At 73.5% G+C, this 25,123-nt stretch carries 16 protein-coding genes; 10 read left to right on the top strand and 6 right to left on the bottom strand.

Going from position 1 to position 25,123, the window contains the following annotated elements; all coding sequences use genetic code 11:
- Positions 1–16: 16 nt before the first annotated feature.
- The 4 genes from ACPXCS_RS36200 (at position 17) to ACPXCS_RS36185 (ending at position 7,229) form a co-directional block, all read left to right on the top strand.
- A complete protein-coding gene (locus tag ACPXCS_RS36200) occupies positions 17–1,165 on the top strand; it encodes an ROK family glucokinase (RefSeq protein WP_309094958.1) in 1,149 nt (382 codons plus the stop codon).
- Positions 1,162–1,743, top strand: a complete 582-nt coding sequence (locus tag ACPXCS_RS36195) for a sugar kinase (RefSeq protein WP_425944555.1) — start codon at positions 1,162–1,164, stop codon at positions 1,741–1,743. Before ACPXCS_RS36200 ends, ACPXCS_RS36195 begins: the two co-directional genes overlap by 4 nt.
- An 85-nt stretch (positions 1,744–1,828) precedes the next feature.
- Positions 1,829–4,741, top strand: coding sequence for a DEAD/DEAH box helicase (locus ACPXCS_RS36190; RefSeq protein ID WP_425944554.1), 2,913 nt, complete (start codon positions 1,829–1,831; stop codon positions 4,739–4,741).
- A 112-nt stretch (positions 4,742–4,853) separates the two neighbouring features.
- On the top strand, positions 4,854–7,229 hold the full coding sequence (locus ACPXCS_RS36185) for an SWIM zinc finger family protein (protein ID WP_425944553.1): 2,376 nt from the start codon (positions 4,854–4,856) through the stop codon (positions 7,227–7,229).
- A gap of 156 nt (positions 7,230–7,385) precedes the next feature.
- Here the strand turns inward: ACPXCS_RS36185 and ACPXCS_RS36180 are convergent, their stop codons facing one another.
- The 6 genes from ACPXCS_RS36180 to ccrA form a co-directional block, all read right to left on the bottom strand.
- Positions 7,386–10,253, bottom strand: a complete 2,868-nt coding sequence (locus ACPXCS_RS36180) for an amino acid adenylation domain-containing protein (RefSeq protein WP_425944552.1) — start codon at positions 10,251–10,253, stop codon at positions 7,386–7,388.
- A 32-nt stretch (positions 10,254–10,285) separates the two neighbouring features.
- The gene (locus ACPXCS_RS36175) at positions 10,286–11,110 is read right to left on the bottom strand and encodes an SDR family NAD(P)-dependent oxidoreductase (protein WP_425944551.1); all 825 of its coding nucleotides are present in this window, start codon (positions 11,108–11,110) and stop codon (positions 10,286–10,288) included.
- Complete coding sequence (locus ACPXCS_RS36170) at positions 11,097–11,864, bottom strand: thioesterase II family protein (protein WP_425944550.1); 768 nt, start codon at positions 11,862–11,864, stop codon at positions 11,097–11,099. Before ACPXCS_RS36170 ends, ACPXCS_RS36175 begins: the two co-directional genes overlap by 14 nt.
- Positions 11,865–11,949: 85 nt before the next feature.
- Positions 11,950–12,831: a 3-hydroxybutyryl-CoA dehydrogenase gene (locus tag ACPXCS_RS36165; protein WP_425944549.1), complete on the bottom strand. Its 882-nt coding sequence runs from the start codon at positions 12,829–12,831 to the stop codon at positions 11,950–11,952.
- A complete protein-coding gene (locus ACPXCS_RS36160; protein ID WP_425944548.1) occupies positions 12,828–13,019 on the bottom strand; it encodes a hypothetical protein in 192 nt (63 codons plus the stop codon). Before ACPXCS_RS36160 ends, ACPXCS_RS36165 begins: the two co-directional genes overlap by 4 nt.
- A gap of 17 nt (positions 13,020–13,036) precedes the next feature.
- Positions 13,037–14,419, bottom strand: a complete 1,383-nt coding sequence (gene ccrA / locus ACPXCS_RS36155; protein WP_425944547.1) for a crotonyl-CoA carboxylase/reductase — start codon at positions 14,417–14,419, stop codon at positions 13,037–13,039.
- Positions 14,420–14,828: 409 nt separating this feature from the next.
- Here ccrA and ACPXCS_RS36150 point away from each other — a divergent pair, with 409 nt between their 5' ends.
- From ACPXCS_RS36150 to ACPXCS_RS36125, 6 genes are all read left to right on the top strand, one after another.
- Positions 14,829–15,053 (top strand): MbtH family protein, encoded by a 225-nt coding sequence (locus tag ACPXCS_RS36150; protein ID WP_425944546.1) that lies wholly within the window; start codon positions 14,829–14,831, stop codon positions 15,051–15,053.
- A 141-nt stretch (positions 15,054–15,194) separates the two neighbouring features.
- Positions 15,195–15,830 carry an LmbU family transcriptional regulator gene (locus ACPXCS_RS36145; protein ID WP_425944545.1) on the top strand — a complete coding sequence of 212 codons (636 nt, stop codon included), beginning with the start codon at positions 15,195–15,197 and terminating at the stop codon, positions 15,828–15,830.
- 76 nt (positions 15,831–15,906) lie between these two features.
- Positions 15,907–17,490, top strand: coding sequence for an amino acid adenylation domain-containing protein (locus ACPXCS_RS36140; protein ID WP_425944544.1), 1,584 nt, complete (start codon positions 15,907–15,909; stop codon positions 17,488–17,490).
- Positions 17,490–17,705, top strand: a complete 216-nt coding sequence (locus ACPXCS_RS36135) for a phosphopantetheine-binding protein (RefSeq protein ID WP_425944955.1) — start codon at positions 17,490–17,492, stop codon at positions 17,703–17,705. Before ACPXCS_RS36140 ends, ACPXCS_RS36135 begins: the two co-directional genes overlap by 1 nt.
- Before the next feature lie 13 nt (positions 17,706–17,718).
- Positions 17,719–18,906 carry an NAD(P)/FAD-dependent oxidoreductase gene (locus tag ACPXCS_RS36130; protein ID WP_425944543.1) on the top strand — a complete coding sequence of 396 codons (1,188 nt, stop codon included), beginning with the start codon at positions 17,719–17,721 and terminating at the stop codon, positions 18,904–18,906.
- A gap of 43 nt (positions 18,907–18,949) precedes the next feature.
- Positions 18,950–25,123 (top strand): amino acid adenylation domain-containing protein (locus ACPXCS_RS36125; protein WP_425944542.1); only part of this gene is annotated, 6,174 nt, incomplete at its 3' end.

The raw sequence follows: 25,123 nt of genomic DNA, 5'->3' as shown, positions 1-25,123 counted from the left end.
GGCAGAATCGGGCGCGATGAGCACCTACCGCGACTTCACCGCCCCCATCGGCTCCCGCCGTGCCACCGTGCTCCGCACGGTCGGCACCCGGGAGCGCCGCTCGCACCTGACGGCCCCCCGGGTGCCCACGGTCGGCATCGACATCGGCGGTACGAAGGTGATGGCGGGCGTCGTCGACGCCGACGGCAACATCCTGGAGAAGCTCCGCACGGAGACCCCGGACAAGTCCAAGAGCCCCAAGGTCGTCGAGGACACCATCGCCGAGCTGGTCCTGGACCTCTCCGACCGGCACGACGTGCACGCCGTCGGCATCGGCGCGGCCGGCTGGGTCGACGCCGACCGCAACCGCGTGCTGTTCGCCCCCCATCTGTCCTGGCGCAACGAACCCCTCAGGGACCGCCTCGCCAGCCGCCTGTCGGTCCCCGTGCTGGTCGACAACGACGCCAACACCGCCGCCTGGGCCGAGTGGCGCTTCGGCGCCGGCCGTGGCGAGGACCACCTGGTCATGATCACCCTCGGCACCGGCATCGGCGGCGCCATCCTGGAGGACGGCCAGGTCAAGCGCGGCAAGTACGGCGTCGCCGGCGAGTTCGGCCACATGCAGGTCGTGCCCGGCGGCCACCGCTGCCCGTGCGGCAACCGCGGCTGCTGGGAGCAGTACAGCTCCGGCAACGCCCTGGTCCGCGAGGCCCGCGAACTGGCCGCCGCCGACTCCCCGGTCGCCTACGGGATCATCGAGCACGTCAAGGGCAGCATCGGCGACATCACCGGCCCGATGATCACCGAGCTGGCCCGCGACGGCGACGCCATGTGCATCGAGCTGCTCCAGGACATCGGCCAGTGGCTCGGCGTCGGCATCGCCAACCTCGCCGCCGCCCTCGACCCGTCCTGCTTCGTCATCGGCGGCGGCGTCTCGGCCGCCGACGACCTGCTGATCGGCCCGGCCCGGGACGCCTTCAAGCGGCACCTCACCGGCCGCGGCTACCGCCCCGAGGCGCGTATCGTCCGCGCCCAGCTCGGCCCCGAGGCCGGCATGGTCGGCGCCGCCGACCTCGCCCGGCTGGTCGCCCGCCGCTTCCGCCGCGCCAAGCGCCGCCGCGTGGAGCGCTTCGAGCGCTACGAGCGGTACACGCAGTCGCTGCGCAGCAGCCAGGAGACGCTGTGACCGCATCCCTGCCCCACCAGGGCCCTTGGCCCGGCGGGCCGGACCGCCCGGTCGAGGACCGCCGCCACATGATCCGCCGCAGGGCGCTCACCCTGCTGATCATCGTCCTGCTCATCGGCATCCCGGCCGGCTACCTGGTGATCTCCGCGAACCAGAGCCGCGACAGCGGCAAGGACAAGGAGGCCAAGTACTCGGCGACCGGCCTCACCGAGGGCTGGCCCTCCAAGCTCCAGCGCCGCATCTACCAGGTGCCCGTCCCGCACCCCGCCTGGCACGTGGCGTACTACGAGACCAACAACTGGAAGACCAGCCGCCTGTACGCCCAGTTCGAGACCAACGCGGCCGGCCTGGACGCCTACCTCACCGGCCTGGGCGTGACCCGCGCGGACCTGAAGAAGGGCGACATCAGCATCGGCGCCCGCGACCGCAGGATCACCGGCTGGAAGTTCCCCGAGGGCGACGCGTGGTACGGCTTCGTCCACAAGCAGAAGAACCCGGCCCCCACGCACGACGTCGTGGTGGACCTGTCCAACCCGGCGTACCCCTGGGTGTACGTCGTGGCCAGGACGGTGCCCTGACCTCGTCACCGGGACCGGTTGTCAGACCCCGCCCGTAGAGTCGGAGACGATCGATCCGACAGACGGACGGGAGGTGGCAGGACGTATGGGCGACACGGTGGCGCGGACCGAGCGGGCGCGGGACGCCTCGGTCCCGGTGCGGCTCCCGGCCGTCTTCCTGCCCGCGCCCCTCCCACGCGAGGGACGCATCGCCTTCTGGGACCCCGACGGCACCTCGCTGCCCGCCCACGGCACCTCGCTCCCCACCGACGGCACCTCCCGGCCCGCCGACGCCACGGAGCCGACCGGCGACGACACGCAGCCGACCGTAGACGACACGCAGCTGACCGTCGTACGACGGCACGGCGCGACGGTCCGCCGGCGCACCGCCCCGGCGCTGACCCTCCCGCTGGAGACCGCCCTGCCGCTGCTGGTGCGCGCCCGGCACGACCCGGCGGCCCACCCCGCCACCGCATGCTGGGGCGCGGCCGCCCTGCACGCCCTGCGGCTCACCGCGCGGGGCCGGCTGCTGCCGGGCCTCACCGCCACGGGACACGACGCCTGGCGTGCGGGCCCCCTCGACCCGGACGACATCGCGCACCTGCGTGCCGTGGCCGCCGCCCTGCCCCACGAAGGGCACGCCGTCCCGCTGCCCGGCCCGGGCCCGATCCGCCTGCCCGAGCCGGAAGCGCTGGTACGCGCCTTCCTGGACGCGGTCGCCGACACGCTGCCGCGCACCCCGGCCGCGCCCCACACCACCGGCCGGCCCTTCGCCGCCCGCGAGGCGACGCGGCTGCCCGGCGCCCACGACTGGGCCGCCGAGGTCGCCGCCGGCATGGACGCCGGCGTGCGGATCTCGCTCCGCCTGGACCTCTCGGCCTACGACCTGTTCGACGGCACCCCCGACGGCGGCGCGCGCGGCGCGGGCGCGGCCGTCGTCCAGGTGCACAGCCTCGCCGACCCCACCCTCGTGACCGACGCGGCGGCCCTGTGGGCGGGGGAGGCCGGCGACGCCTTCGGTCCCCGCGCGCGGGTCGACGCGGCCCTCGCCGTCCGCCGCGCGGCCCGGGTCTGGCCGCCGCTCGACCGGCTCACCGACCAGGACGTGCCCGATGTGCTGGCCCTGACCGAGGAGGAGCTCGGCGACCTGCTCGGCGTCGCCGCCACCCGGCTCGCCGCGGCCGGCGTCGCCGTGCACTGGCCGAGGGACCTGGCGCAGGACCTGTCCGCCGCCGCGGTGGTCCGCCCGGCGCCCGGCTCCGCGACCGACGGCACCGGCTTCTTCGAGAGCGAGGACCTGCTCGGCTTCCGCTGGCAGCTCGCCCTCGGCGGCGACCCGCTCACCGAGGCCGAGATGGACGCCCTCGCCGAGGCGCACCGGCCGGTCGTCCGGCTGCGCGACCGCTGGGTGCTGGTCGACCCGGCCCTCGTCCGCAAGGCCCGCAAGCGGGACCTCGGCCTGCTCGACCCGGTGGACGCCCTGTCCGTAGCCCTCACCGGCACGGCCGAGGTGGACGGCGAGACGGTCGAGGCCGTCCCGGCCGGCGCCCTGGCCGCCCTGCGCGACCGCCTGACCGCCGGGATCCGCCCGGCCGACCCGCCGCCCGGCCTGCACGCCACCCTGCGTGACTACCAGCTGCGCGGCCTGGCCTGGCTCGACCTGATGACCTCCCTCGGCCTCGGCGGCTGCCTCGCCGACGACATGGGCCTCGGCAAGACCGTCACGCTCATCGCGCTCCACCTCAAGAGGGCCCGCCGCGAGCCGACGCTGGTCGTCTGCCCGGCCTCGCTGCTCGGCAACTGGCAGCGCGAGATCAACCGCTTCGCCCCCGGCGTCCCCGTCCGCCGCTTCCACGGCCCCGAGCGCAGCCTGTCCGGCCTGGACGGCGGTTTCGTCCTCACCACGTACGGGACGATGCGCTCGGCGGCGCCCGCCCTGGCCGAGCAGGCCTGGGGCATGGTCGTCGCCGACGAGGCACAGCACGTCAAGAACCCCTACTCCGCCACGGCCAAGGCGCTGCGCACCATCCCCGCCCCCGCCCGGGTCGCCCTCACGGGCACGCCCGTCGAGAACAACCTCTCGGAGCTGTGGGCCCTGCTCGACTGGACCACCCCGGGCCTGCTCGGCCCGCTGAAGTCCTTCCGCGCCCGGCACGCCCGGGCCGTGGAGACCGGTGAGGACGAGGAGGCGGTGCGGCGCCTGGCCCGTCTGGTCCGGCCCTTCCTGCTGCGCCGCAAGAAGTCCGACCCGGGCATCGTCCCCGAACTGCCGCCCAAGACCGAGACCGACCACCCGGTCCCGCTCACCCGCGAACAGGCCGCGCTGTACGAGGCGGTGGTGCGCGAGTCGATGCTCGCCATCGAGACGGCCGAGGGCATGGCGCGCCGGGGCCTGGTGCTGAAGCTGCTGACGTCGCTCAAGCAGATCTGCAACCACCCCGCGCTGTACCTGAAGGAGGAGCCCGTCCCGGCCGGCGACCGGCAGGCCGCCCGATCCGGCAAGCTCGCCCTGCTGGACGAGTTGCTGGACACGCTGCTCGCCGAGGACGGCTCCGCCCTGGTCTTCACGCAGTACGTCGGCATGGCCCGTCTGATCACCTCCCACCTGGCCGGCCGCGCGGTCCCGGTCGACCTCCTGCACGGCGGCACGCCGGTCCCGGAGCGGGAGCGCATGGTCGACCGCTTCCAGGCCGGCTCGACCCCGGTGCTGGTGCTGTCCCTGAAGGCGGCCGGCACCGGCCTGAACCTCACCCGCGCGGGCCACGTCGTGCACTTCGACCGCTGGTGGAACCCGGCCGTCGAGGAGCAGGCCACCGACCGCGCCTACCGCATCGGCCAGACCCAGCCCGTGCAGGTCCACCGCCTCATCACGGAAGGCACGGTCGAGGACCGCATCGCCGAGATGCTGCACGCCAAGCGGGCTCTCGCCGACGCGATCCTCGGCTCCGGCGAGTCGGCCCTCACCGAGCTGACGGACCGCGAGCTGTCCGACCTGGTGTCCCTGCGGAGGTCGTCATGACGTGCCGTCAGGAGCTCAGCGGCGTTCCGGGGACCTTCCGCCTCGTGGGGACCCTCCGCCTCGTGGGGACCCTCCGTGTCGTGGGGACCCTCCGTGTCCCGGGGAGCAGGCTGTGAACGCCCGCCCGGCCGACGAGGCCCGCCGGGCCCTGCGCGAGGCCAGGTCCCGGGCGGCGGCCCAGGACCAGGAGACTTCACCGGGCCCGGGCGAAGAGCCCGCTGCCCAGGAGGCCCCACGCCCCGGGGACGTGGCCCGCGAGGCGCTGCGCAAGGCGGTGTCCGAGCAGCGGGGCGGCGTCCGCGCGGGCGAGGACCGGCCGGAGGGGGAGGGCACGGAGGAGGACACCGTCGGCTCCCCGGCTCCGGCCACGCCTCCAGGGCAGGTTCCCCCCGGTGCTGCCGAGCGGACGCGTTCCGGGAGCCGGGCCGGCGCGGTGGAGCCGCAGGGCGGTGACCAACTGCCAGACGCCGGTGGGCAGTACGGCGCAGCGGTGCGCCGGGACCCCGCCGGTCCGGTCGGCCCTGCGCGTCACGAGGACCCCGCCGGATCCACCCCGGCCGGGACACCCGACGGCGTGCAGGAACACCAGCCCGCTCCTGCCCCTCCCCGGGGTGGCGAGGGCGCCGACCGGCCCGGGTCGCGTGCGGCGGACGTCGCGCGCGAGGCGCTGCGCGCGTCGCGGGACGAGGCCCGGCGGGCCCGGGAAGCGACCGAGCGGGAAGGCGCCCGCCGCAGGCGCCGGGCCAGGCAGAAGGACGTGGACGAACGGGCGGCGGCCGCGCGGCGCGCGGCCGACCACGGCACCGGCGGGGGAGTCCCCGCCGTTCAGCGGCTGCTGTCGGACGCGTTCCGGATGCCCGACCTGCCGGACCTGCCGGACGACCCGTATGACCCGTATGGCCCGGACGACCAGAGCGACCCGAGCGACACCGGTGAGTCGGCGCAGCCCGAGCGGACGCCCTCCGGCCGTGAGGGCGCTTCGGAGACCGCCGAGGCGCCCCCGGCCACCGCCGAGGCGCCCCCGGCCACCGCTCCCTCCATGTCCTCCGGGAGGTCCGGGCATTCCGCAGGCTCCGAGAGCCCCGAAAGTTTTGAGAACAACACCTCGGCGTCCTGGGACACCGCCCGGGCTCCTGCCCCCGAGCCCTCCGCCCCGCACCCGCCGGCACCGGCCCGGTCGCCCCGCACCCCGGTATCCGCCCGCCCCGCCACCCGCTCGGCCCCGCGCACGATGGCCGCCCCCGGCCGGGACAACGACCTGCGCCGCACGTTCCCGGCCTTCCCGCCCCGCGAGGGTGACCGGTTCGCCGAGAGCTGGTGGGGCAACGCCTGGGTGTCCGCGCTGGAGCAGGGCGCGCTGGACGTCAAGCGGCTGGAGCGCGGGCGCGGATACGCCGAGCAGGGGCATGTGGACGCCATCACGGTGACGCCCGGCCTCGTGCTGGCCTACGTGCAGGGCAGCCGCCCCCGGCCCTACCGCGTCCAGGTGCGCCTGCGCACGCTCGGCGACTCCGACTGGGACCGCTTCCTGGACGCCGCGGCCGACCGGCCCGGGCACATCGCGGCGCTGCTCGACAAGGAGATGCCCCAGTCACTGGCGCAGGGCGGCGTCCCCCTGCTGCCCGGCCCCGGCGACCTGGAGCCCCGGTGCAGCTGCCCCGACCGCGGTCACCCCTGCAAGCACGCGGCCGCCCTCTGCTACCAGACCGCCCGGCTGCTCGACGCCGACCCGTTCGTGCTGCTCCTGCTGCGCGGCCGGGGCGAGCGGCAACTGCTCGACGCGCTGTCCCGGCTGAGCGCCACCCGCGCGGCGCGCGCCGCGCAGGACAGGGAACCGGCGCCGCTGCCCGGCGTGCGCGCCAAGGAGGCGCTCCAGCCGCGCACCCTGCCGCCCCTTCCCGCGCCGCTGCCCCCGCCCGCGCACCCGGAACAACCCCCGGCCTACCCGGCGTCCCCCGGCGGCCCGGACCCCTTCGACCTGGACCAGCTGGCCACGGACGCCGCGGCCCGGGCCCACGCCCTGCTCACCACCGGCCGTGACCCGGTCGGGGAGCTGACCCTCTGGCAGGACGCGGTCCGTCTGGCCGCGGCCCGTCCCGGCTCGGGACTCACCGCCGGCACCCGGGCGTTGTACTCCTCGCTCGCCGCCGCGGCCGGCCGCACCCCGGCCGACCTGGCCCGCGCGGTCGCCGCCTGGCGGCAGGGCGGGCTGGAGGGCCTCGCCGTGCTGGAGGAGCCCTGGGATCCGCCGGCCGGCCGGTTCGACCGGGCCCGTCCGCTGCTCCTCGCCGCCGACCTGCCCGCCTTCCGGCCCTGGCGCAATCACCTCACGCACCCCCACGGCCACCTCCAGCTCCGCCTGGGCCGCGACGGCCTGTGGTACGCCTACGAGTCCGAGCCGGGCCGCGAGGACTGGTGGCCGCGCGGCACCCCCGACCTGGACCCGGTCGGCGCGCTGACGGGGCTCGGCCTCTCCCACGACCTCTGACGTGGGTGGGGCCGCGATCCCCGCCCTCCGGCACCGCTTCGACGGGACGGCGGCCCAGGCTCAGGTCAAGGCCAAGCCAAGGCCAAGGCTCAGACCTGGTCTGGGCCTTGGCCTTGGTCTGGGCCTTGGCCTTAACGCCCAGGTCCAGGCCCCCGCTTACGCCGCCGGGTGCCCGCCGGGCTCCTCGGCGGTCTCGCGGGCGGCGATGAGCGCGCTCACCTCGGCCGCGGTGGGGTGCACGTACAGTTCGCGCAGGGACACCGGGGGCAGCCCGGCCCTGCGCAGCGCGCCGGACAGCCGCACCGCGAGCAGCGAGTTGCCGCCGTAGGCGAAGAAGTCGTCGTCCGGGCCGACCTGCTTGCCGAGGACCTCGCGCCACACCCGCAGCACCGGGTCGTCCGTCGCCTCTCCCGCCGTGGCGGCCGGGGCGGGTTCGGCCGCCGGTTCCAGCCTGCTCACGTCGACCTTGCCGTTGACGGTCAGCGGCAGTTCGGGCAGCAACGTGAACGTGGCGGGCACCATGTAGTCCGGCAGATAGCGGGCCGCCCGCTGCCGGATGTCCTCCACGGACACGTCCTCGCGCCTCGCCACCATGTACGCGTCCAGACGGACGTCGGCCGCGTCGTCCGTGCCGCCGCCCAGCACGACCGCCGCGGCGCCGACGTTCTGGTCCTCCAGCAGGACCGAGCGGATCTCGCCGAGTTCGATGCGGAAACCGCGCACCTTGACCTGGCCGTCGATCCGGCCGAGGTGGTCCAGGCGTCCGTCCGGGCGCAGCCGGCCCAGGTCACCGCTGCGGTAGACGCGCTCCCCGGTGACCGGGTCGGACACGAACCGGGCGGCCGTCAGCTCCTCCTGGTTGAGGTAGTGACTCGCCACGCCCGCGCCGCCGACGTAGATCTCGCCGGGTACGCCGAACGGCTGGACCCGGCCGGCCGCATCCCGCACGGACACCGACCAGCCGGGCAGCGCCCGGCCCACCGAACGGGATCCGGTGCCGGTGTCCTGCGGGGTGAGCGTCTGGCTGGTGACGTGGACGGTGGTCTCGGTGATGCCGAACATGTTGACCATCCGGCACCGGGTGTGCGGGTGCCGGCGGAACCAGTCCGGCAGCATCCGCACGTCCAGCGGCTCGCCCCCGAAGACCACCAGACGCACCGCGAGGTCGGCCGAGCGCCGCAGGTCGACCTCCTTGAGCATGGCGAACGCGGACGGGGTCTGGTTCAGCACGGTGACCCGGTGCCGTACCAGGAGGTCGTGGAAGTCCTCCGGGCTGCGGGAGACGAAGTACGGCACCACGACCAGGTGCCCGCCGGTCAGCAGCGCGCCCCAGATCTCCCACACGGAGAAGTCGAACGCGCTGGAGTGGAACAGCGTCCAGGTGTCCGCCGGGCCGAGCCGGAAGTCCTTGGTGGTCGCCGCGAGCAGCGCGCCGACATTGCGGTGGGGCACCGCGACGCCCTTGGGCCGGCCGGTGGAGCCGGAGGTGTAGATCACGTAGGCGATGTCGTCCGGGCCGGTGCCCGGGTCCGCGACCGGCTCACCGCCGGCGCCGGACAGCCCGTCCGGGTGCAGGACGGTCACCCCGTCGACCGCGGGGAAGTCCGGTGCCGAGGAGAGCACCGTCCGGGCGCCGGAGTCGGCCACCGTGTGGGCCAGCCGCTCCGCCGGGTACGCGACATCCATCGGGACGTAGGCCGCACCGGCCTTGAGCACCCCGAGCAGAGAGACCACCAGTCCGGCGTCACGGTCGAGGCACACACCGACCCGGTCTCCGGGCGCCACCCCGTGTGCGCGCAGCGCGCCGGCGACCGTGTCGGACCGGGCGTCCAGTTCGGCGTAGCTCAGCGTGTGGTCCGCGTCGGTCAGCGCGGGGGCGTCCGGATGGGCGGCGGCCACCTTGCGGAACAGTTCGTGGACGGGCGCGGCCACCGTGTCGCGCCCGGCCGGGGTGCGCCCGGCGGCGACGATCGCGGCGGCCTCCCCGGTGTCCACCAGCTCGATGTCACCCACCCGGGTCCCGGCCGGAGCCTGGGCCAGCGCGCCCACGAGGCGGTCGACGTGTCCGGCGAACTGCCGGGCGACGACCGGGTCCAGGACCCCCTCGTCGTAGTGCAGGACCCCGCTCAGGGTGCCGTCCGTGCCGTACTGCCAGGCCAGGGTCACCGGGAAGACGGGGGCGAGCGCGGGGCGGTAGTCGTCACCGGCGCGGCCCTCGGTCAGCAGGACCCCGACCGCCGGCACACCGGACAGCGGCTCGCCGCCGGTGGTGCCGGCGTGTGCCGCGGCGTCGAGCAGGTCGCTCACGGGTGTCGCCGCACCGGCCGGGAGCGTGACCGACCGCTGCGCGTCCGGTGCCTCCGGCCTTCCGGTGATCAGCGCGAACTCGGCGTGCTCCGTCCCGCCGTAACGGGCCAGGACGGCCGCGGTGGCCGCCACCGGCAGCGCCGCCGCGTCCTGTGTGACGGTCGTGGGGGTCAGGGCGACGGTGCCGGTCCGGCCGGCCCCGGCCGGGTCGCCGAGACCCCAGGGCAGCTCGGGCGGGCCCTCCTGCGCGGAGTCCGTGCCGGCCGCCGGTTCGGGGAGGTCCACGGGACAAGCCGGGTCGGCCAGGGCGGTGGCCAGCCCGTCCAGGGCACACCGGTCCACGGCACGGCGGTGTGCCACCAGCACCAGGTCGGCCGCGCCGTCCGCGTAGTCCAGCACGACGGCCCGTGCGATGACCGGGGCGCCGTTGACCGCGCGGCCGGCCTCCCGGGTGCGGCGCCGGTGCGCGACGGTGTCGCCCGCGGTGACGTCCAGCGTCTCGTCGAACACCTGCAGATCGCGCAGGGCCGGGTGACGCTCCGTCAGCACGGCCAGGTTCGCGCGCACCGCCACCGCGCCGGTCCCGGCGGGCAGCCGTCTGATGAGGCTGTGGCAGGCCCGGGAGGGGTCGGCGCCGAACTCGGCGCGGGCGAAGAGCCGACCGCCCGGGTGACCGGCCGCGGGGACCTCCGCGGCCGCTTCGCTGGTGACGGACACACGCACTCCTTCAGGTGAGGCCGTAAGAAGAGTCAGCGGGCGGTGAAGCCGGCGTCCACGGGGACGACCGAGCCGGTGACCTTGCGGGAGTCGTCGCCGGCGAGCCAGATCGCGGCTCCGGCGACGTCGGACGGGTCGACCAGCGAGTCGGTCGCCACCGACTCCAGGTAGACGGCTTCCTGTTCCTCGTAGCTGATGCCGAGGGCGTCGGCGACGACCGCGGTCATCTGGCCGTCCATGGCCGGGTCGTCCCGCACCGGGCCCGGACACAGCGCGTTGACCCGGACGTTCATCGGTGCGTAGTCCAGGGCGGCGGCCTTCGTCAGGCCGACCAGCCCGTGCTTGGAGGCGACGTATCCGGCGAAGTGGCGGTAGCCGACGAGGCCGGCCGTCGACGCGACGTTGACGATGCTGCCCGACCTCTGGGCGACCATGACCGGCGCGACCGCGGTGATCAGGTGCCACGGCCCGGAGAGGTTCACGTCCAGCACGGCCCGCCACTCCTCCTCGGTGAACTCGTGCGTGGCCTTCCCCGACGGTGCCCCCACCCCCGCGTTGTTGATCAGGGCGTCGATCCGTCCGAACCGGTCCACCGCGGCCGTGACGGCCGCCGACACGGCGGAGCCCGAACGCACGTCCGCCGTGGCGACGAACACGGCCGCGCCGTTCTTGCGGCACAGCCGCGCCGTCTGCTCCAACTGGTCGGCGGAGCCCAGCGCGTAGGGGATCTCCGGGAGGTCCTCGCCGATGTCGATGAGCACGACGTCCGCGCCCTCCTCGGCGGCCCGCACGGCGCAGGCCCGGCCGATTCCCCTGGCCGCGCCGGTGATCACGACGGTCTTGTCACGCAGTCCCATGGGTGAGCCTCCTGTCGGCCCCGACGCGGCCGGCGGCGATGGTCTCGGAGATCAGTGCGAGCAACGGCCCGGGGTCGTCGGCCGGGTACATGTGCTCTCCCGGCAGCTCGGCCAGGGTGAAGGGCGCGGTGGTCACGGTCTGCCACTCGGCCACGTCGGCACGGGAGACGAACGTGTCGTCCGTGGCGTACACCCCGGTCATCGGGACGTCGAGCGGGTCCGCGCCGGCCGGCCGGTAGCTCTCGTCCATCGCGTAGTCGGCGCGCAGGGTCGGGATCAGCAGCTCGCGTATCTCCGGTACGTCGAAGGCGTCGTACCGGCGCCCGGTGGTCTTCTCGACGTGCTGGAGGAACGCGTCGTCGGTCAGCGCGGACACATCGCTGACCGGCCCGGCGGACGGCGGGCGTGCCGCGCTGACGAACAGGTGCGTCACCTCGACGTGTCCCAGCGCGCTGAGGCGCCGGGTGAGTTCGTAGGCGAGGACCGCGCCGAGGAAGCAGTGCCCGAACAGGGCGACGGGGCCCTCGCCCGCGGCTTCGAGGGCGGCCGGGAGCAGCCCGTCCGCGGCGGCGTGCACGTCCCGGTACGGTTCCTCGTCCAACCGGCGTTCACGACCGGGCAGTTGGAGTGGTGTGGCCACCACCCCGCGCAGACCCGCACTGTTCCACGGGCGGAAGAAGTTCGCTCCGCCTCCGGCGAACGGAAGACACAGCAACGGAACCCTGTCGCGCTCCGAAGTCGGCGGTCTGGTCACGGCATTGCCTCCAGGCGGGGAACTCCCGGAGGGCTGGTTGTGCCGTCCGGGGCGGATGGATGGTGGATGAAGAACGCCGGGGTCCTCAGGGGTAGGCGTAGAAGCCGCGGCCGGACTTCTTGCCCAGCAGCCCGGCCTCCACCATCCGCAGCAGGCGGGTGGGCGGTGCGTACTGCGCCTCGCGGAACTCCCGGTGCAGGGACTCGGCTATCGCGGTGACCACGTCCAGGCCGATCAGGTCGGCCAGCCGCAGCGGCCCCAGGGGGTGCGAGCAGCCCAGCGTCATGCCCTGGTCGATCACCTCGACCGTGGCGACGTTGGACTCCACCATCCTGACGGCGCTCAACAGGTAGGGGATGAGCAGGGCGTTGACCACGAAGCCGGACCGGTCCGGCGTGCGGATCGGCGTCTTGCCGAGGGTGACCTCGACGAACTCGGTCATGCGGCGCAGGGTGTCTTCCCCGGTGAGCAGCGAACCCGTCAGTTCCACCAGCGGCAGCGCGGACACCGGGTTGAAGAAGTGCGTGCCGACCACCTGCTCCGGCCGGCCGGTGACCGAGGCGAGACGGGTGATCGGGATGGACGAGGTGTTCGACGCGAGGACGGCCCGTGGGGACCGGACCACCTTGTCCAGCGCCACGAACAGCTCGGACTTCAGCTCCTCGTCCTCGCGGATCGACTCCACCACGAGGTCGCGGTCGGCCAGGTCGTCGAGGTCGGCGGTGAACGTGGTGCGCGCCAGCGTGGCCTCCCGGTCGGCCTCGGACACCTTGCCGCGGGAGACGGCACGGTCCAGTGAGGCGACCAGCCGAGCCCGGCCGGCGGGCAGGGCGGCGGGCCCGGAGACCACGACCACGACGTCCAGTCCGGCCCGGCCGCACAGGTCGGCGATACCGGTGCCCATGGTGCCGCAGCCGACGACTCCCACCCGGTGGATGCCACCCGGCAGGCCGGCGGTCCCGGTCATGCGGGCACCCCCCACCGCGGCGCGCGGGCGGCGGACAGCCCGCCGCCGGGAGCGGCCGGCGGCACCGGGCCGCCGTGGGACGGCGCGTCGCTCCGCGCGGGCGGGGTGAGCGCGGGCACGCCGGGTCCGGGTGCCGTACCGGCCGCGGACGCGCCGGGGGGCACCGGATCGGAGGTCGTCTGGGTCACGGCCGGGTCCTTCCTGGTCAACGGGTGGGCCCGGTGACGGCCGGGGCCGGGCGGGAGGCCGGGGCGGGCCCGTTCGGCTCCCACAGCGGGGTGAGCCGGTCCGTGCCGATCCGGGCGCGCAGCGCGGGGTCGGTGACCCCGAGCCCGGTGGTCGGGGCCAGGCACAGCACACCGACCTTGCCGGTGTGCCGGTTCCGCTGCACCAGCCGGGCGGCCTCGCCGATCTCGTCGAGCGGGTACGCCGTCGACAGCGCGGGCACGAGCATCCCCCGCTGCACCAGTCGGTTGCACTCCTGCAGCTCCTGCCAGTTGGCCGCGTGGCTGCCGATGATCCGCTTGAGGTTCATCCACAGGTAGCGGTTGTCGTACTGGTGCTGGTAACCGGTGCTGGAGCCGCAGGTGACGACCGTGCCGCCCTTGCGGACCACGAACACCGACACACCGAAGGTGGCGGCGCCGACGTAGTCGAACACCACGTGCGGGTCCTCGCCCACCTCGGCCCTGATCCGCCTGCCGAGTCGCTTGCCCAGCGCGATGGCCTCGTCGGGGCTCGGGACGCGGTCGCCCAGTCCGATGTCATGGCGGTTGACGACCACGTCACAGCCGAGCCGGCGCAGCATGCGGGCCTTCTCCTCCGAGCCGACCACGCCGATCGGGATGCCGCCGCCCGCCTTCACCAGCTGCACCGCGTAGGCGCCCAGGCCGCCGGCCGCCCCCCAGATCAGCACGATGTCGCCCTGCTTGATGCGGGCGCCCCGGTCGCTGACCAGCATCCGGTAGGCCGTGCTGCCGCACAGCGGCACGGACGCGGCCTCCTCCCAGGTCAGGTGCGTGGGCTTGGGCACGAGCTGGTTGACCCGTACCACCGCGTAGTGGGCCAGGCCCCCGAAGTTGGTCTCGAAGCCCCACACCCGCTGTTCCGCGCCGAGCATCCCGTCGGCGTGCGTCGCGGGTTCCTGGTCGTCCACGTAGGACGGCGAGACGACCACGTGGTCGCCGACGCGCCAGTGCCGTACGCCCGTGCCGACGCGCACGACGACCCCGGCGCCGTCCGACCCGAGCACGTGGTGCGGGCGGTCGTGGCGGGCGGCGTATCCGCCCTGACGGGCGAAGCGGCGCAGGAAATCGAAGGTGGGCAGCGGTTCGAAGGTCGCCGACCAGACGGTGTTGTAGTTGACGGAACTGGCCATGACCGCGACCAGTGCCTCGTCCGGCGCAAGTTCCGGCATCGGCACCCGGCCGACCCGCAGGGAGCGGCGTACGTCCTTGTCCGGGATGTCGCCGAACAGGCCGACATCCTCCGCGTGCAGATATGCCGCACGGTATTCGCCCGGCACGTCCTCTCGGATCAGTTCGTCAGGCGAAGCACCCGCGAGCACGGCTTCGGCTAATGCGTCCATCAGGAATTCCTTTGACCTCGGTACGGGGCGGGCGCGGTCACCGCCGCGTTAAGGAGTTCGGCTGGAACGAGGGCTCTTTCGACCGCACGGGCCGTGATCGGCCGCGCTCTCGCGATCGCCCCGGTCGAAAAGGGACGGGGCGAACCCGGAATACGACGAGGCCCGTTCGCGGGGCCGCTGCCCGGTCATCGTGGCACAGAACCCCAGTGGGATACAGGCCCGGGCGACGGGCCGGCCCTCCGGAAATTGCGCTGTCCTTGCGGCGTCGGCAGCAGGGTCCTAGCGTGGCGTCAGCATTCCAGGGTGGCTCCGGATGCCGGGTGTCCTGTCGACAGGACGACGCCGATCTGCGAACCGGGCCCCGGTCCTGGTGATTTCCCTTTTCCGAGCACCCCCGTGACGTCTGAGGATGGTGGCCGTGAGCACGAACCCTTTCGATGACGAGGACGCCCGTTTCTTTGTCCTGGTCAACGACGAGGACCAGCACTCCCTGTGGCCGGTGTTCGCCGAAGTGCCCGCCGGCTGGCGGACGGTCTTCGGCGAGGCGGCCAGGAGCGAGTGCCTGGAGTACGTCGAGCGCAACTGGACCGACCTGCGGCCGAAGAGCCTGCGGGAGGCCATGGCGGCGGACTGAACCCCGACGCGCGGCGGATCGTCGAGCGATCCGTACGCGCCCGGACCAACACATCGGTGGGAGAGGAAGGCTGTGGGGGTGGCTCCAGTGAGAACCGCGAACAGGCACCGACCGGCGCCGGTGGGCGCCGGCGGAGAACTCGTGCAACGCGATGTGGTGCTGCCCTTCGTCGGGAAACAGGCGCAGGTGCGGAAGACCGGGATGATCTTCTCGCAGCACCTGTCGGAGCGGTCCTGGGAGCGCATCGGGGCCAATCTGCGCGATCTCACCAACTCCTCGGCCTGGTGGCTCGGCGACTGGCTGATCTTCGGGGAGACCGCCTTCGGATGGCGGCGCTACCGGGAGGCGATCGAGCGGACGGGCCTCGACTACCAGACCCTGCGCAACTACGCGTGGGTGGCGCGGCGGTTCGAGCTCCACCGCAGACGGGACAGCCTCAGCTTCGCCCACCACGCCGAGGTGACTCGCCTGTCGCCGGCGGAGCAGGACTACTGGCTGCTCAAGGCCGAGCAGCAGAAGTGGTCGCGCAACGAACTGCGCAGGGCGGTCCGCACCAGTCTCGCCGAACAGAGCGAGGACGGCGGCGAGGAGCACAACGCTCCCGCTGCGGCCGGGGCCGCCGGCACCGACGAGCACCGGCGGGAGGCCACCACGCTCACCATCGAGCTGTCCGCCGGCCAGCTGGACTACTACTCCAAGGTGGCCGCCGCGCAGGGTCTGCCCGTCGACAAGTGGGTGACCCAGGTGCTCGAAGCCGCCGATCGCCGTACCGCCTGAGCGCCGGACCACGTTCCTTCCCCGTGGCGCGCCCGGCGGCCCGCCCGACCGGACACCTCCGCATCGGAGACACTTGATGATCCTTCAGGGAAAGCGGGTCGCCCTGCCCTCGGCGCCCGTCGTCCACCGCCGGTTCGAGGCACACGCGGCGGCCACCCCCGACACCGTGGCCGTCCGCTGTGCGGACCAGCAGGTGACGTACGCCGAACTGAACGCGCGGGCCAACCGGTTCGCGCACTACCTGACCGGGCGCGGACTGGGCCCGGGGGCGCGCGTCGGGCTCTGCCTCGACTACTCGATAGACCTGGTCGTCGCCCTGCTCGGCACGCTGAAGGCGGGCGCGGCCTACGTACCGTTCGACCCGTCCTACCCGGCCGCGAGGCTGGAACTGCTGCTGGGGCAGGTTCCCGGTCTCGCCCTCGTCGTGACCTCCCCGGCGACCGCCGGCCTGGTCCGGCCGGCGGCCGTCGAGTCCGTCGGCCTGGAGCAGCTCTCCGAGCAGCTGGCGGGCCTGCCGGCGACCGATCCGGACGTCACGGTCACCGGGGACGACCTGTGCTACGCGGTCTTCACCTCCGGATCGACCGGTACGCCGAAGATCACCGCCGTGCGGCACGAAGGCTGGTTCAACCTGCTGAACTGGCTGACGCTGGAATACGGCCTGGACCACCGCTCCCACCACCTGGTCGTCAGCGCGTTCGGGTTCGACCTCTCCCAACGGGCCCTGCTGACGCCGCTGTTCTGCGGCGCCACCCAACACCTGATGCCCAGCAGGAACTTCGACCCCGCGATGGCCTACCGCCTGCTGGGCCGGCACGGCATACGCGTGGTGCACTGCGCCTCCAGCACCCTGTACCTGCTGGTCGACTGGGAGACCGCACGCGGCGGTGACGCGCTCTCCCGTCTCGACTACGTGCTCTTCGGCGGGGAGCCGCTGCGCGTCGAGCGGATCGCGGACTGGGCCCGGCGCGAGGGCAACACCTGCACCCTCCTGCACCAGTACGGTGTGGCCGAGTGCACGGATGTCGCGACCTCGTACGACCTCACCGGCCACCGGCCCGGTGACCACGACATCGCACCCGTCGGCACGCCGGCCCACAACACCGACATCCACATCCTCGACGAGCGGATGCGCGGGGTCGCGGCGGGGGAGTACGGGGAGATCTGCATCTCCGGGGCCGGTGTCGGCGCGGGCTACCTGGGCGGCACGGGCCCCGAGTCGCAGCGGTTCACGACGATCGAGGTCGACGGCGCACCCCGCAGGCTGTACCGCACGGGAGACCGCGGCCGTGTGAACGAGGCGGGGGAACTCGTCGTCGCCGGCCGGATGGACGCGCAGGTGAAGGTGCGGGGCATGCGCATCGATCCCGCCGACGTCGAGCGCGCGCTCGGCAGGCTGGCCGGGGTCCGGGAGGCCGCCGTGGTGGTCGGGTACACCGACTCGGGCGAGGCCGAGCTGGTCGCGTTCGTCGTGCCGGCGGGCGACGGATTCGCCGAGAGCGACCTGCGCGCCCGGCTCCTGGAAACGCTGCCGCGGAACATGGTTCCCGCACGGTTCCTCGGCATCGCGCGACTTCCGCTGAGCCCGCACGGGAAAGTGGACCGCGCGGCCCTGGCGGATGAATTGAAGCGTCACTACGCGGACAGCGGGGTCGTGTGATGGTATCCGACCGGGTGCTCGCCATTTGGTGCCGTGAACTCAAGCGCGATGACATCGCGATCGACGACGATTTCTTCGCCCTGGGCGGCCAGTCCGTGATCATGGCCAGAATTCAAATGGCTTACATCGAGGAGATGGGCGTCGAGGTTCCGGTGGACCAGATGTTCCTCCGTCCGACGGTGGCGTCGATTTCCGAGTACATCGAATCCACCTGACCAGAGAGGCGTCATGTACGACGTCATTGTCATAGGCGCCCGCTGCGCGGGTTCGCCGGCGGCCATGCTGTTCGCCCGGCAGGGATATCGGGTCCTGCTCCTGGAGAAAGCGCGCTTCCCGCAGGACACGCTGTCCTCGCACTACATCCACCAGCCGGGCGTGGCACTGCTCGGCCGGTGGGGGCTGCTCGACGAGCTGCGCGGCGCGGGCTGCCGGCCGATCGACCACCAGAGCTACGAGGCACCCGGCGTCCGGCTGGACGGCTTCTCCCTGCCCGTCGACGGCCACCGGACCACGTACGCGCCGAGGCGGTTCGTGCTCGACCCGATCCTCGCGGGCGGGGCCGTGGCGGCCGGCGTGGAGTTCCGGGAGGGCTGCGCGGTCAACGACCTGGTCCTCGAGGACGGCCGGGTGGCCGGGGTGCGGTACACGACGCCCGGCGGCGCCGAGGCGACGGACCGGGCGCGGCTGGTGGTCGGCGCGGACGGCATGAGGTCGCTGGTGGCCCGCAAGACCGGTGCCCCCAACGTCATCGAGCACCCGCGCATGACCTGCACCTACTACAGCTACTGGGCCGACGTTCCCGCGCACTTCGAGCTGTACGAGCGGCAGGGGCGCTGGGTCGGGGTCATCCCCACCAACGACGACCTCACGCTGATCATGACGTACTTCCCGCAGGACGAGTTCTCCACGGTCCGCACGGCGGTGGAGTCCTCCTACCTCGACGCCGTCCGCACGACGGCGCCCGAGCTGTACGAGCGGATGTCGGCGGGCAGCCGGGTGGAGCAGCTCTACGGCACGGGGCACCAGGACAACTACTTCCGCCAGGCCTTCGGTCCCGGGTGGGTGCTCCTCGGTGACGCGGTGCACCACAAGGACTCCATCACCGCCCGCGGGATCACCGACGCCTTCCTCCAGGCCCAGTCGCTGACCGAGCACATCGGGACGGGGCTGCACGACGACGCGCGACTGGAGGCGGCGCTGAGGGGTTACGAGGACGACCTGGAGGACACCTTCTCCGACGTCTACCAGGGCGCGCTCAACGTGGCCGAACTCAAGCCCGGGGGACGGGTCGAGCTGCTGCGCCACCTGGTCGGGCACCAGGACCTGATCGACCGGTACTTCTCGACGCTGTCGGGCGCCTGTTCCCTCGACGACTTCTACAACACCGAACTTCTGACGCTGCTCGACCAGAGCTGAGCGACGGCTCACTCCCCGGTGGTCCTGCCGATTTGGAGAAACAATGATCCCGTTGTCGTTTGCGCAGCGCCGGCTGTGGTTCGTGGACCGGTTCGAAGGCCCCTCGCCGACCTACAACGGCGCCTTCGCCCTGCGGCTGACCGGTGAGCTGAGCGTGGAGGCGCTGCACAGCGCCCTTCGCGACGTCATCGACCGGCACGAGATCCTCCGCACGGTGATCGGCGAGGACGACGACGGCGTCCCGCACCAGCGGGTGCTGCCCTCCGGCGAGAGGCCCTTCGGGCTGCCGGTCGTCGAGGTCGCCCCCCAGGAGGAGCCCGCGGCGGTCGACGAGGTGGCCACCCGCACCTTCGACCTGGCCGTCGACGCGCCGATCCGCGCCACCCTGGTGCGGTGCGGACCGCTCCGGCACACCCTCGTCCTGGTGATGCACCACATCGCCGTGGACGGCGAGTCCTTCGGGCCGCTGTTCCGCGACCTCATCACGGCCTACATGGCCCGCCGGGAGGGCCGGGCCCCCGAGTGGGAGCCGCTCCCCGTGCAGTACGCGGACTACACGCTCTGGCAGCGGGACGTGCTCGGCGACGAGTCCGACCCGCACAGCCTGGCGGCCCGCCAACTCGACTACTGGCGCCAGACGCTGGCGGACCTGCCGCAGCCGCTCGCGGTCCCCACCGATCGCCCGCGCCCGAAGACGATGAGCCGCCGCGGCGACATGGTCCCGTTCTCGATCGAACCCGAGCTGCTCCGGTCCGTGGAGAAGCTGGCCGCGCAGGCGGACACCACGGTGTCGATGGTCATGCACTCCGCGCTGGCGGTCCTCCTGCACCACCTCGGCTGCGGCGACGACGTGCCCATCGGCGCGCCGATCGCCGGCCGCACCGACGAGGAACTGCGCGACCTCGTGGGGTTCTTCGTCAACACCTGGGTGCTGCGCGTCGACCTCTCCGGCAACCCGGCCTTCCGCCAGGTCCTCGAACGGGTCCGGGAGCGGGCGCTCGCCGCGTACGACAACCAGGACATCCCCTTCGAGCGGCTGGTGGAACTGCTCAACCCCGACCGGTCCACCGCCTACAACCCGTTGTTCCAGGTGATGCTCGCCTGGCAGCCGCCGGTGCCGGAGATGGAGTTCCCCGGCCTCGACGCCCGGGCCGAGCGCCTGGAGACCCGGACGGCCAAGTTCGACCTCTTCTTCGACCTGATCCCGCAGGGCTCGGGCGGGGCGCGCTGCCGTCTGGAGTACGCCACCGACCTGTTCGACCGGGAGACGATCGAGGGTCTCGCCGCCCGGTTCGTCCGCCTGCTGGACCGCCTCACGGCCGACCCCGGACAGCCGATCGGCGGCATCGACGCGCTCGACGCGGCCGAACGGAACCGGCTGCTCGTCGAGTACAACGACACCGCCACGGCGGTGCCCGAGCTGACGGTCCCGGAACTGTTCGCACAGCAGGCGGCCAGGACACCGGACGCCCCGGCCGTCGTGTGCGACGACCGGACCCTCAGCTACCGGGACCTCGACGCGCGGGCGAACGCCGTCGCGGCGGAGCTGGTCCGGCGCGGTGCCGGCCCGGAAGACCTGGTGGTGCTGGCCCTGCCGCGCACGGAGGACCTGGTGGTCGGCCTGCTCGGCATCCTCAAGTCCGGTGCCGGATACCTGCCGATGGACCCGCAGTACCTCGCCGGACGCGCGCAGACCGTGCTCGCCGAGGCGGCCCCGCGGTTCGCGCTCACCGACAGCGAGACCTGGCGGGACCTGCCGCGGGACGGGATCACGACCGTCGACCTCGACGACCGCGCGCACTGGGCCGCCCCGCCCGAGGGAACGCCGTACCCGGCCCCCGCCCCGGACAACCTGGCGTACGTCATGTACACCTCCGGTTCGACGGGCAAGCCGAAGGGCGCGGCGATCACCCACCGCGGTGTCGTCAACGGCATACGGGAGCTGGTGCGCGTCCTCGACACGCCGCCCGGGTGGCGGATGCTGGCCGGCACCTCGGTGAACTTCGACGTCTCCGTCTTCGAGCTGCTGACCGCCCTGTCCACCGGCGGCACCGCCGAGCTGGTGCCCAACGCCCTGGCACTGGCCGAACGCGGCTCCTGGAACGGCCAGGTGATCAGCGCCGTCCCCTCGGTGCTCGGCGAACTGGTCGGCCACCTCGACAAGGCCACCGACGTGCGCACGGTCGTCCTCGCGGGCGACGTGCTCCCCGCCCGGCTGGTGCGGCAGGTGCGCGAGGCCCTGCCCGGCGCGCGGGTGGTGAACTCGTACGGGCAGAGCGAGAGCTTCTACGCCACCACCTTCTCCCTCGCACCGTCCGAGGAGTGGACGGACGGTGACGTCGTCCCCATCGGCACCCCGCTCGGGAACATGCGCGCCTACGTGCTGGGCCCGGGACTCGCCCCCGTGCCGCAGGGCGTGATCGGCGAGCTGTACGTGGCCGGGACCTGCCTGGGCCGCGGCTACCACGGCCGCCCGGGCATGACCAGCGAACGCTGGGTGGCGAACCCGTTCGGCCCCGACGGCGAACGGATGTACCGCACCGGCGACCTGGCCCGCTGGAACGCCCACGGCAGCCTCGAATGCCTCGGCAGGAGCGACGGCCAGGTGAAGGTACGCGGCTTCCGCATCGAGACGGCCGAGGTCGAAGCGGTGTGCCTGCAGCACCCCGGCATCAGCCAGGCGGTCGTGATCAGCCGGGAAGTGCCCTCCGGCGGACGGCGGCTCGTCGCCTACGTCGTCCACACCGGCGGGGGAGCCGTCGGTGACGACGGCGCCGGCGGCATCGGTGACGTGGCCGGCCTGGCCGGAGCCTCGGCCGGTGACCTGCGCAGGTTCGTCGCGGCACGGCTGCCCGACTACATGGTGCCGTCGGCCTTCGTCACCCTCGGCAGCCTGCCGCTCGGGCCGACCGGCAAACTGGACCGCTCGGCGCTGCCCGAACCGGAGTTCACGGGGGAGACCTACCGTGAGCCGCGCACCGAGGCCGAGGCGATCATCACCGCGGCGTACGCGGACGTGCTCGGTGTGGACCGGGTCGGCGCCGACGACGACTTCTTCACCGTGGGCGGGGACAGCCTGCGCTCCCTCCAGGTGGTCGCCCGCGCCCGGGCCAGGGGCCTGGAACTCACCACGCGGGAGGTCTTCGAGTGCCGCACGGCGGCCCGGCTCGCCGAGGTGGCCACCGCCCGCCGCGACCGCGTGCCCGCCCTCGCCGAGGAGGAGGGCGGTGGTGTCGGCCCGATGCCGCTGCCGCCGGTCGCACGGCACGTGTTCGGGCAGGGCGGCGGGACGAACCGGTTCGCCATGGCGATGGCACTGGAACTCCCCGCGGGCATCGACGCGAACGGCCTGACCGCGACACTCGACGCCGTCCTCGACCGGCACGACCTGCTGCGCGCGGAACTCGTCCCCGGTGACGAGCCCTCCCTCGTCGTGCGTCCGGCCGGCTCCGTACGGGCGGCGGACCTCCTCCACCGGGTCCCCTGCGACGGCCGGTGGGCGGAGCCGTCCCTGCTCGGCCTGGCCAAGAGGGAGCTGGACGAGGCGACCGGGCGGCTCGCCCCGGAGGCCGGGATCATGGCGGACTTCGTCTGGTTCGCCGCGGAGCCCGGTGCCGGCCGGCTGCTCGTGGTACTGCACCACCTGGTGGTGGACGGAGTCTCCTGGCGGATCCTCATGTCGGACCTCGCCGAGGCATGGCAGCAGGTCCGCTCCGGCCGGACCCCCGAACTGCCCCCGGTCGGGACCTCGGCCCGCCGCTGGGCGTCGGCGCTGGCGACCGACGCCCTCACCCCGGAGCGGGAAGCGGAACTGGCGTACTGGCGCGATCTGCTGGAGGCGCCGAACCCGCCGCTGGGCACCCGGGCGTTCGATCCGGCGGTGGACGTGATGTCCACGGTCGACACCGTCCGGGTGCACCTGCCCGCCGAGGTCACCGAGGCGGTACTGACCAGGCTCCCCGCGGCCTTCCGGGGCACCGGGACCGACGTGCTGCTCACCGCGCTCGCCCTGGCGGTGAACCGGTGGCGCGGCACCGACCGCTCCCTCCTGGTCCGGCTGGAGGGACACGGCCGCGAGGAGGACGTCGCCCCCGGAGCCGACCTCTCCCGCACCGTCGGCTGGTTCACCAGCATGTACCCGGCGCGGGTCGACGTCGGCGGGATCGACCCGGCCGAGGTGCTGACCGGCGGCCGGGCGGCCGGCGACGCGATCAAGCTGGTCAAGGAGCAGTTGCGCGGGGTCCCCGACAAGGGCGTCGGCTACCAGCTGCTGCGCCACCTCAACCCGGAGACCGCCCCGCTGCTCGCCGAGTACCCGGCGCCGCAGATCGGCTTCAACTACCTCGGCCGGATCTCCGGCGCCGATGTGCCCGAGCACCTGCGCGCCCACGGGTGGGGACCGGCCGCCTGGTCCGACGAACTGGTCCCGGCACCCGACCCGGACCTGCCCGCCCTGTCCGCCCTGGAGGTCAACTCGGTCGCCACGGACACCGCCGACGGCACCTGCCTGCAGGCCGCGTTCATGTTCCCCACCGGGGTGCTGACCCGGGAACAGGTCGCCGAACTGGCCGAGTCGTGGGTCGAGGTGCTGCACGGCATGGCCGCGCACGCCGCCCGCACGGGGATCGGCGGGCTGACGCCCTCGGACGCCCCGCTGGTCTCGGTGCGCCAGGACGAGATCGAGACCTGGGAACAGCGCTACGGGCGGCTGGTCGAGGTGTGGCCGCAGGCACCGGGTCAGTCCGGGATCCAGTTCCAGGCCGCGCTGGCCGACGGTTCCTTCGACGTCTACCACATGCAGTTCGTCCTGCACCTGACCGGACACGTGGACCCGGCGCGGATGCGGGCGGCCGGAGAGGCCCTCCTCGACCGCTATCCCAACCTGCGTTCCGCCTTCCTCACCGCGGCCGGCGGTGACCCGGTGCAGGTCGTCGCGGCACACGTGACCCTGCCGTGGCGGCACCTCGACCTGACCGGCCGCACCGAGGCCGAACAGGAAGCGGCGCTCGACCAGGCACTCGCCGACGACCGGGCCGACCGGCTCGACCCGGCCCGGCCGCCGCTCGTCCGCATGGCGCTGCTCACCTGCGGACCGCAGCGGGCGAAACTCCTCATCACCGCCCACCACACCGTGTTCGACGGCTGGTCGTCGCCGCTGGTGTTCAAGACGCTGGTCCAGCTCTACTCCGGGACCCGGGACCTCCCCCCGGTCCGCAGCTACGGCGACTACCTGGCCTGGCTGTCCACACGCGACCGGGAGGAGTCGGCCGCCAAGTGGGCCGCCGAACTGGCCGGGTTCGACCAGCCGACGCTGGTGGTCCCCAACGCCCCCCTCCAGGAGGACGCGGCCGCACTCGGACGGGTGGAGGTACCCCTGTCCGTCGACAAGGGCCGCGAACTCGCCCGGCGGGCCGCGGAACTCGGGGTCACGCTCAACACGCTCCTTCAGGGGGCGTGGGCGATCCTGCTCGCCAAGCTGACGGGCCGTCAGGACGTGGTGTTCGGCGCCGCCGTCAACGGGCGCCCGGCGGACCTCCTCGGCTCGGAGGAGATGGTCGGCCTCTTCATCAACACCCTGCCGACCAGGGCCCACTGCCGGCCGGACGACCGCGTCGGCCATGTCATCACCGAGCTGCAGGACCGGCAGACCGCGCTGCTCGACCACCACTACTACGGCCTGGCCGACATCCAGCGCGGCGTCGGACTGCCCGCCCTGTTCGACACCATCGTCGTCTTCGAGAACTACCCCGTCGACCGTGAGGGCATCGTCGACGCCAACCTCGAAGCGGGCTTCACGATCGACGCCATCCGGCCGTTCGCGGGCTCCCACTACGCCCTCACGCTCAACGCCTCGGACCCCTACCTGCGCCTCTCCCTGGACTACCGCAAGAACCTCTACGGACGCGAAGCGGCCGAGGAGATCGCCGCCCGGCTCGTCCGGGTCCTGGACCAGGTGCTCGAGGACCCGGCGGTACCCGTCGCCGCCGTCGACGTGTTGTCGGTGGTGGAGCGGGAGTGGTTGGTGCGTGGGGTCAATGACACGGTGCGTCCGGTGGTCGTGGGGACGTTGCCGGGTGCGTTCGAGGCGCAGGTGGTGCGTGATCCGGGTCGGTTGGCGGTGGTCGGTGAGGGCGAGCGGTTGTCGTACGGGGAGTTGAACCGGCGGGCGAATCGGTTGGCGCATTGGCTGGTGGAGCGGGGTGCGGGTCCGGAGCGG

Origin of the sequence: Streptomyces sp. DT190 (assembly GCF_049846985.1) — a bacterium.
Classification (GTDB): domain Bacteria; phylum Actinomycetota; class Actinomycetes; order Streptomycetales; family Streptomycetaceae; genus Streptomyces.
This window is presented reverse-complemented; position numbering and strand designations above follow the sequence as displayed.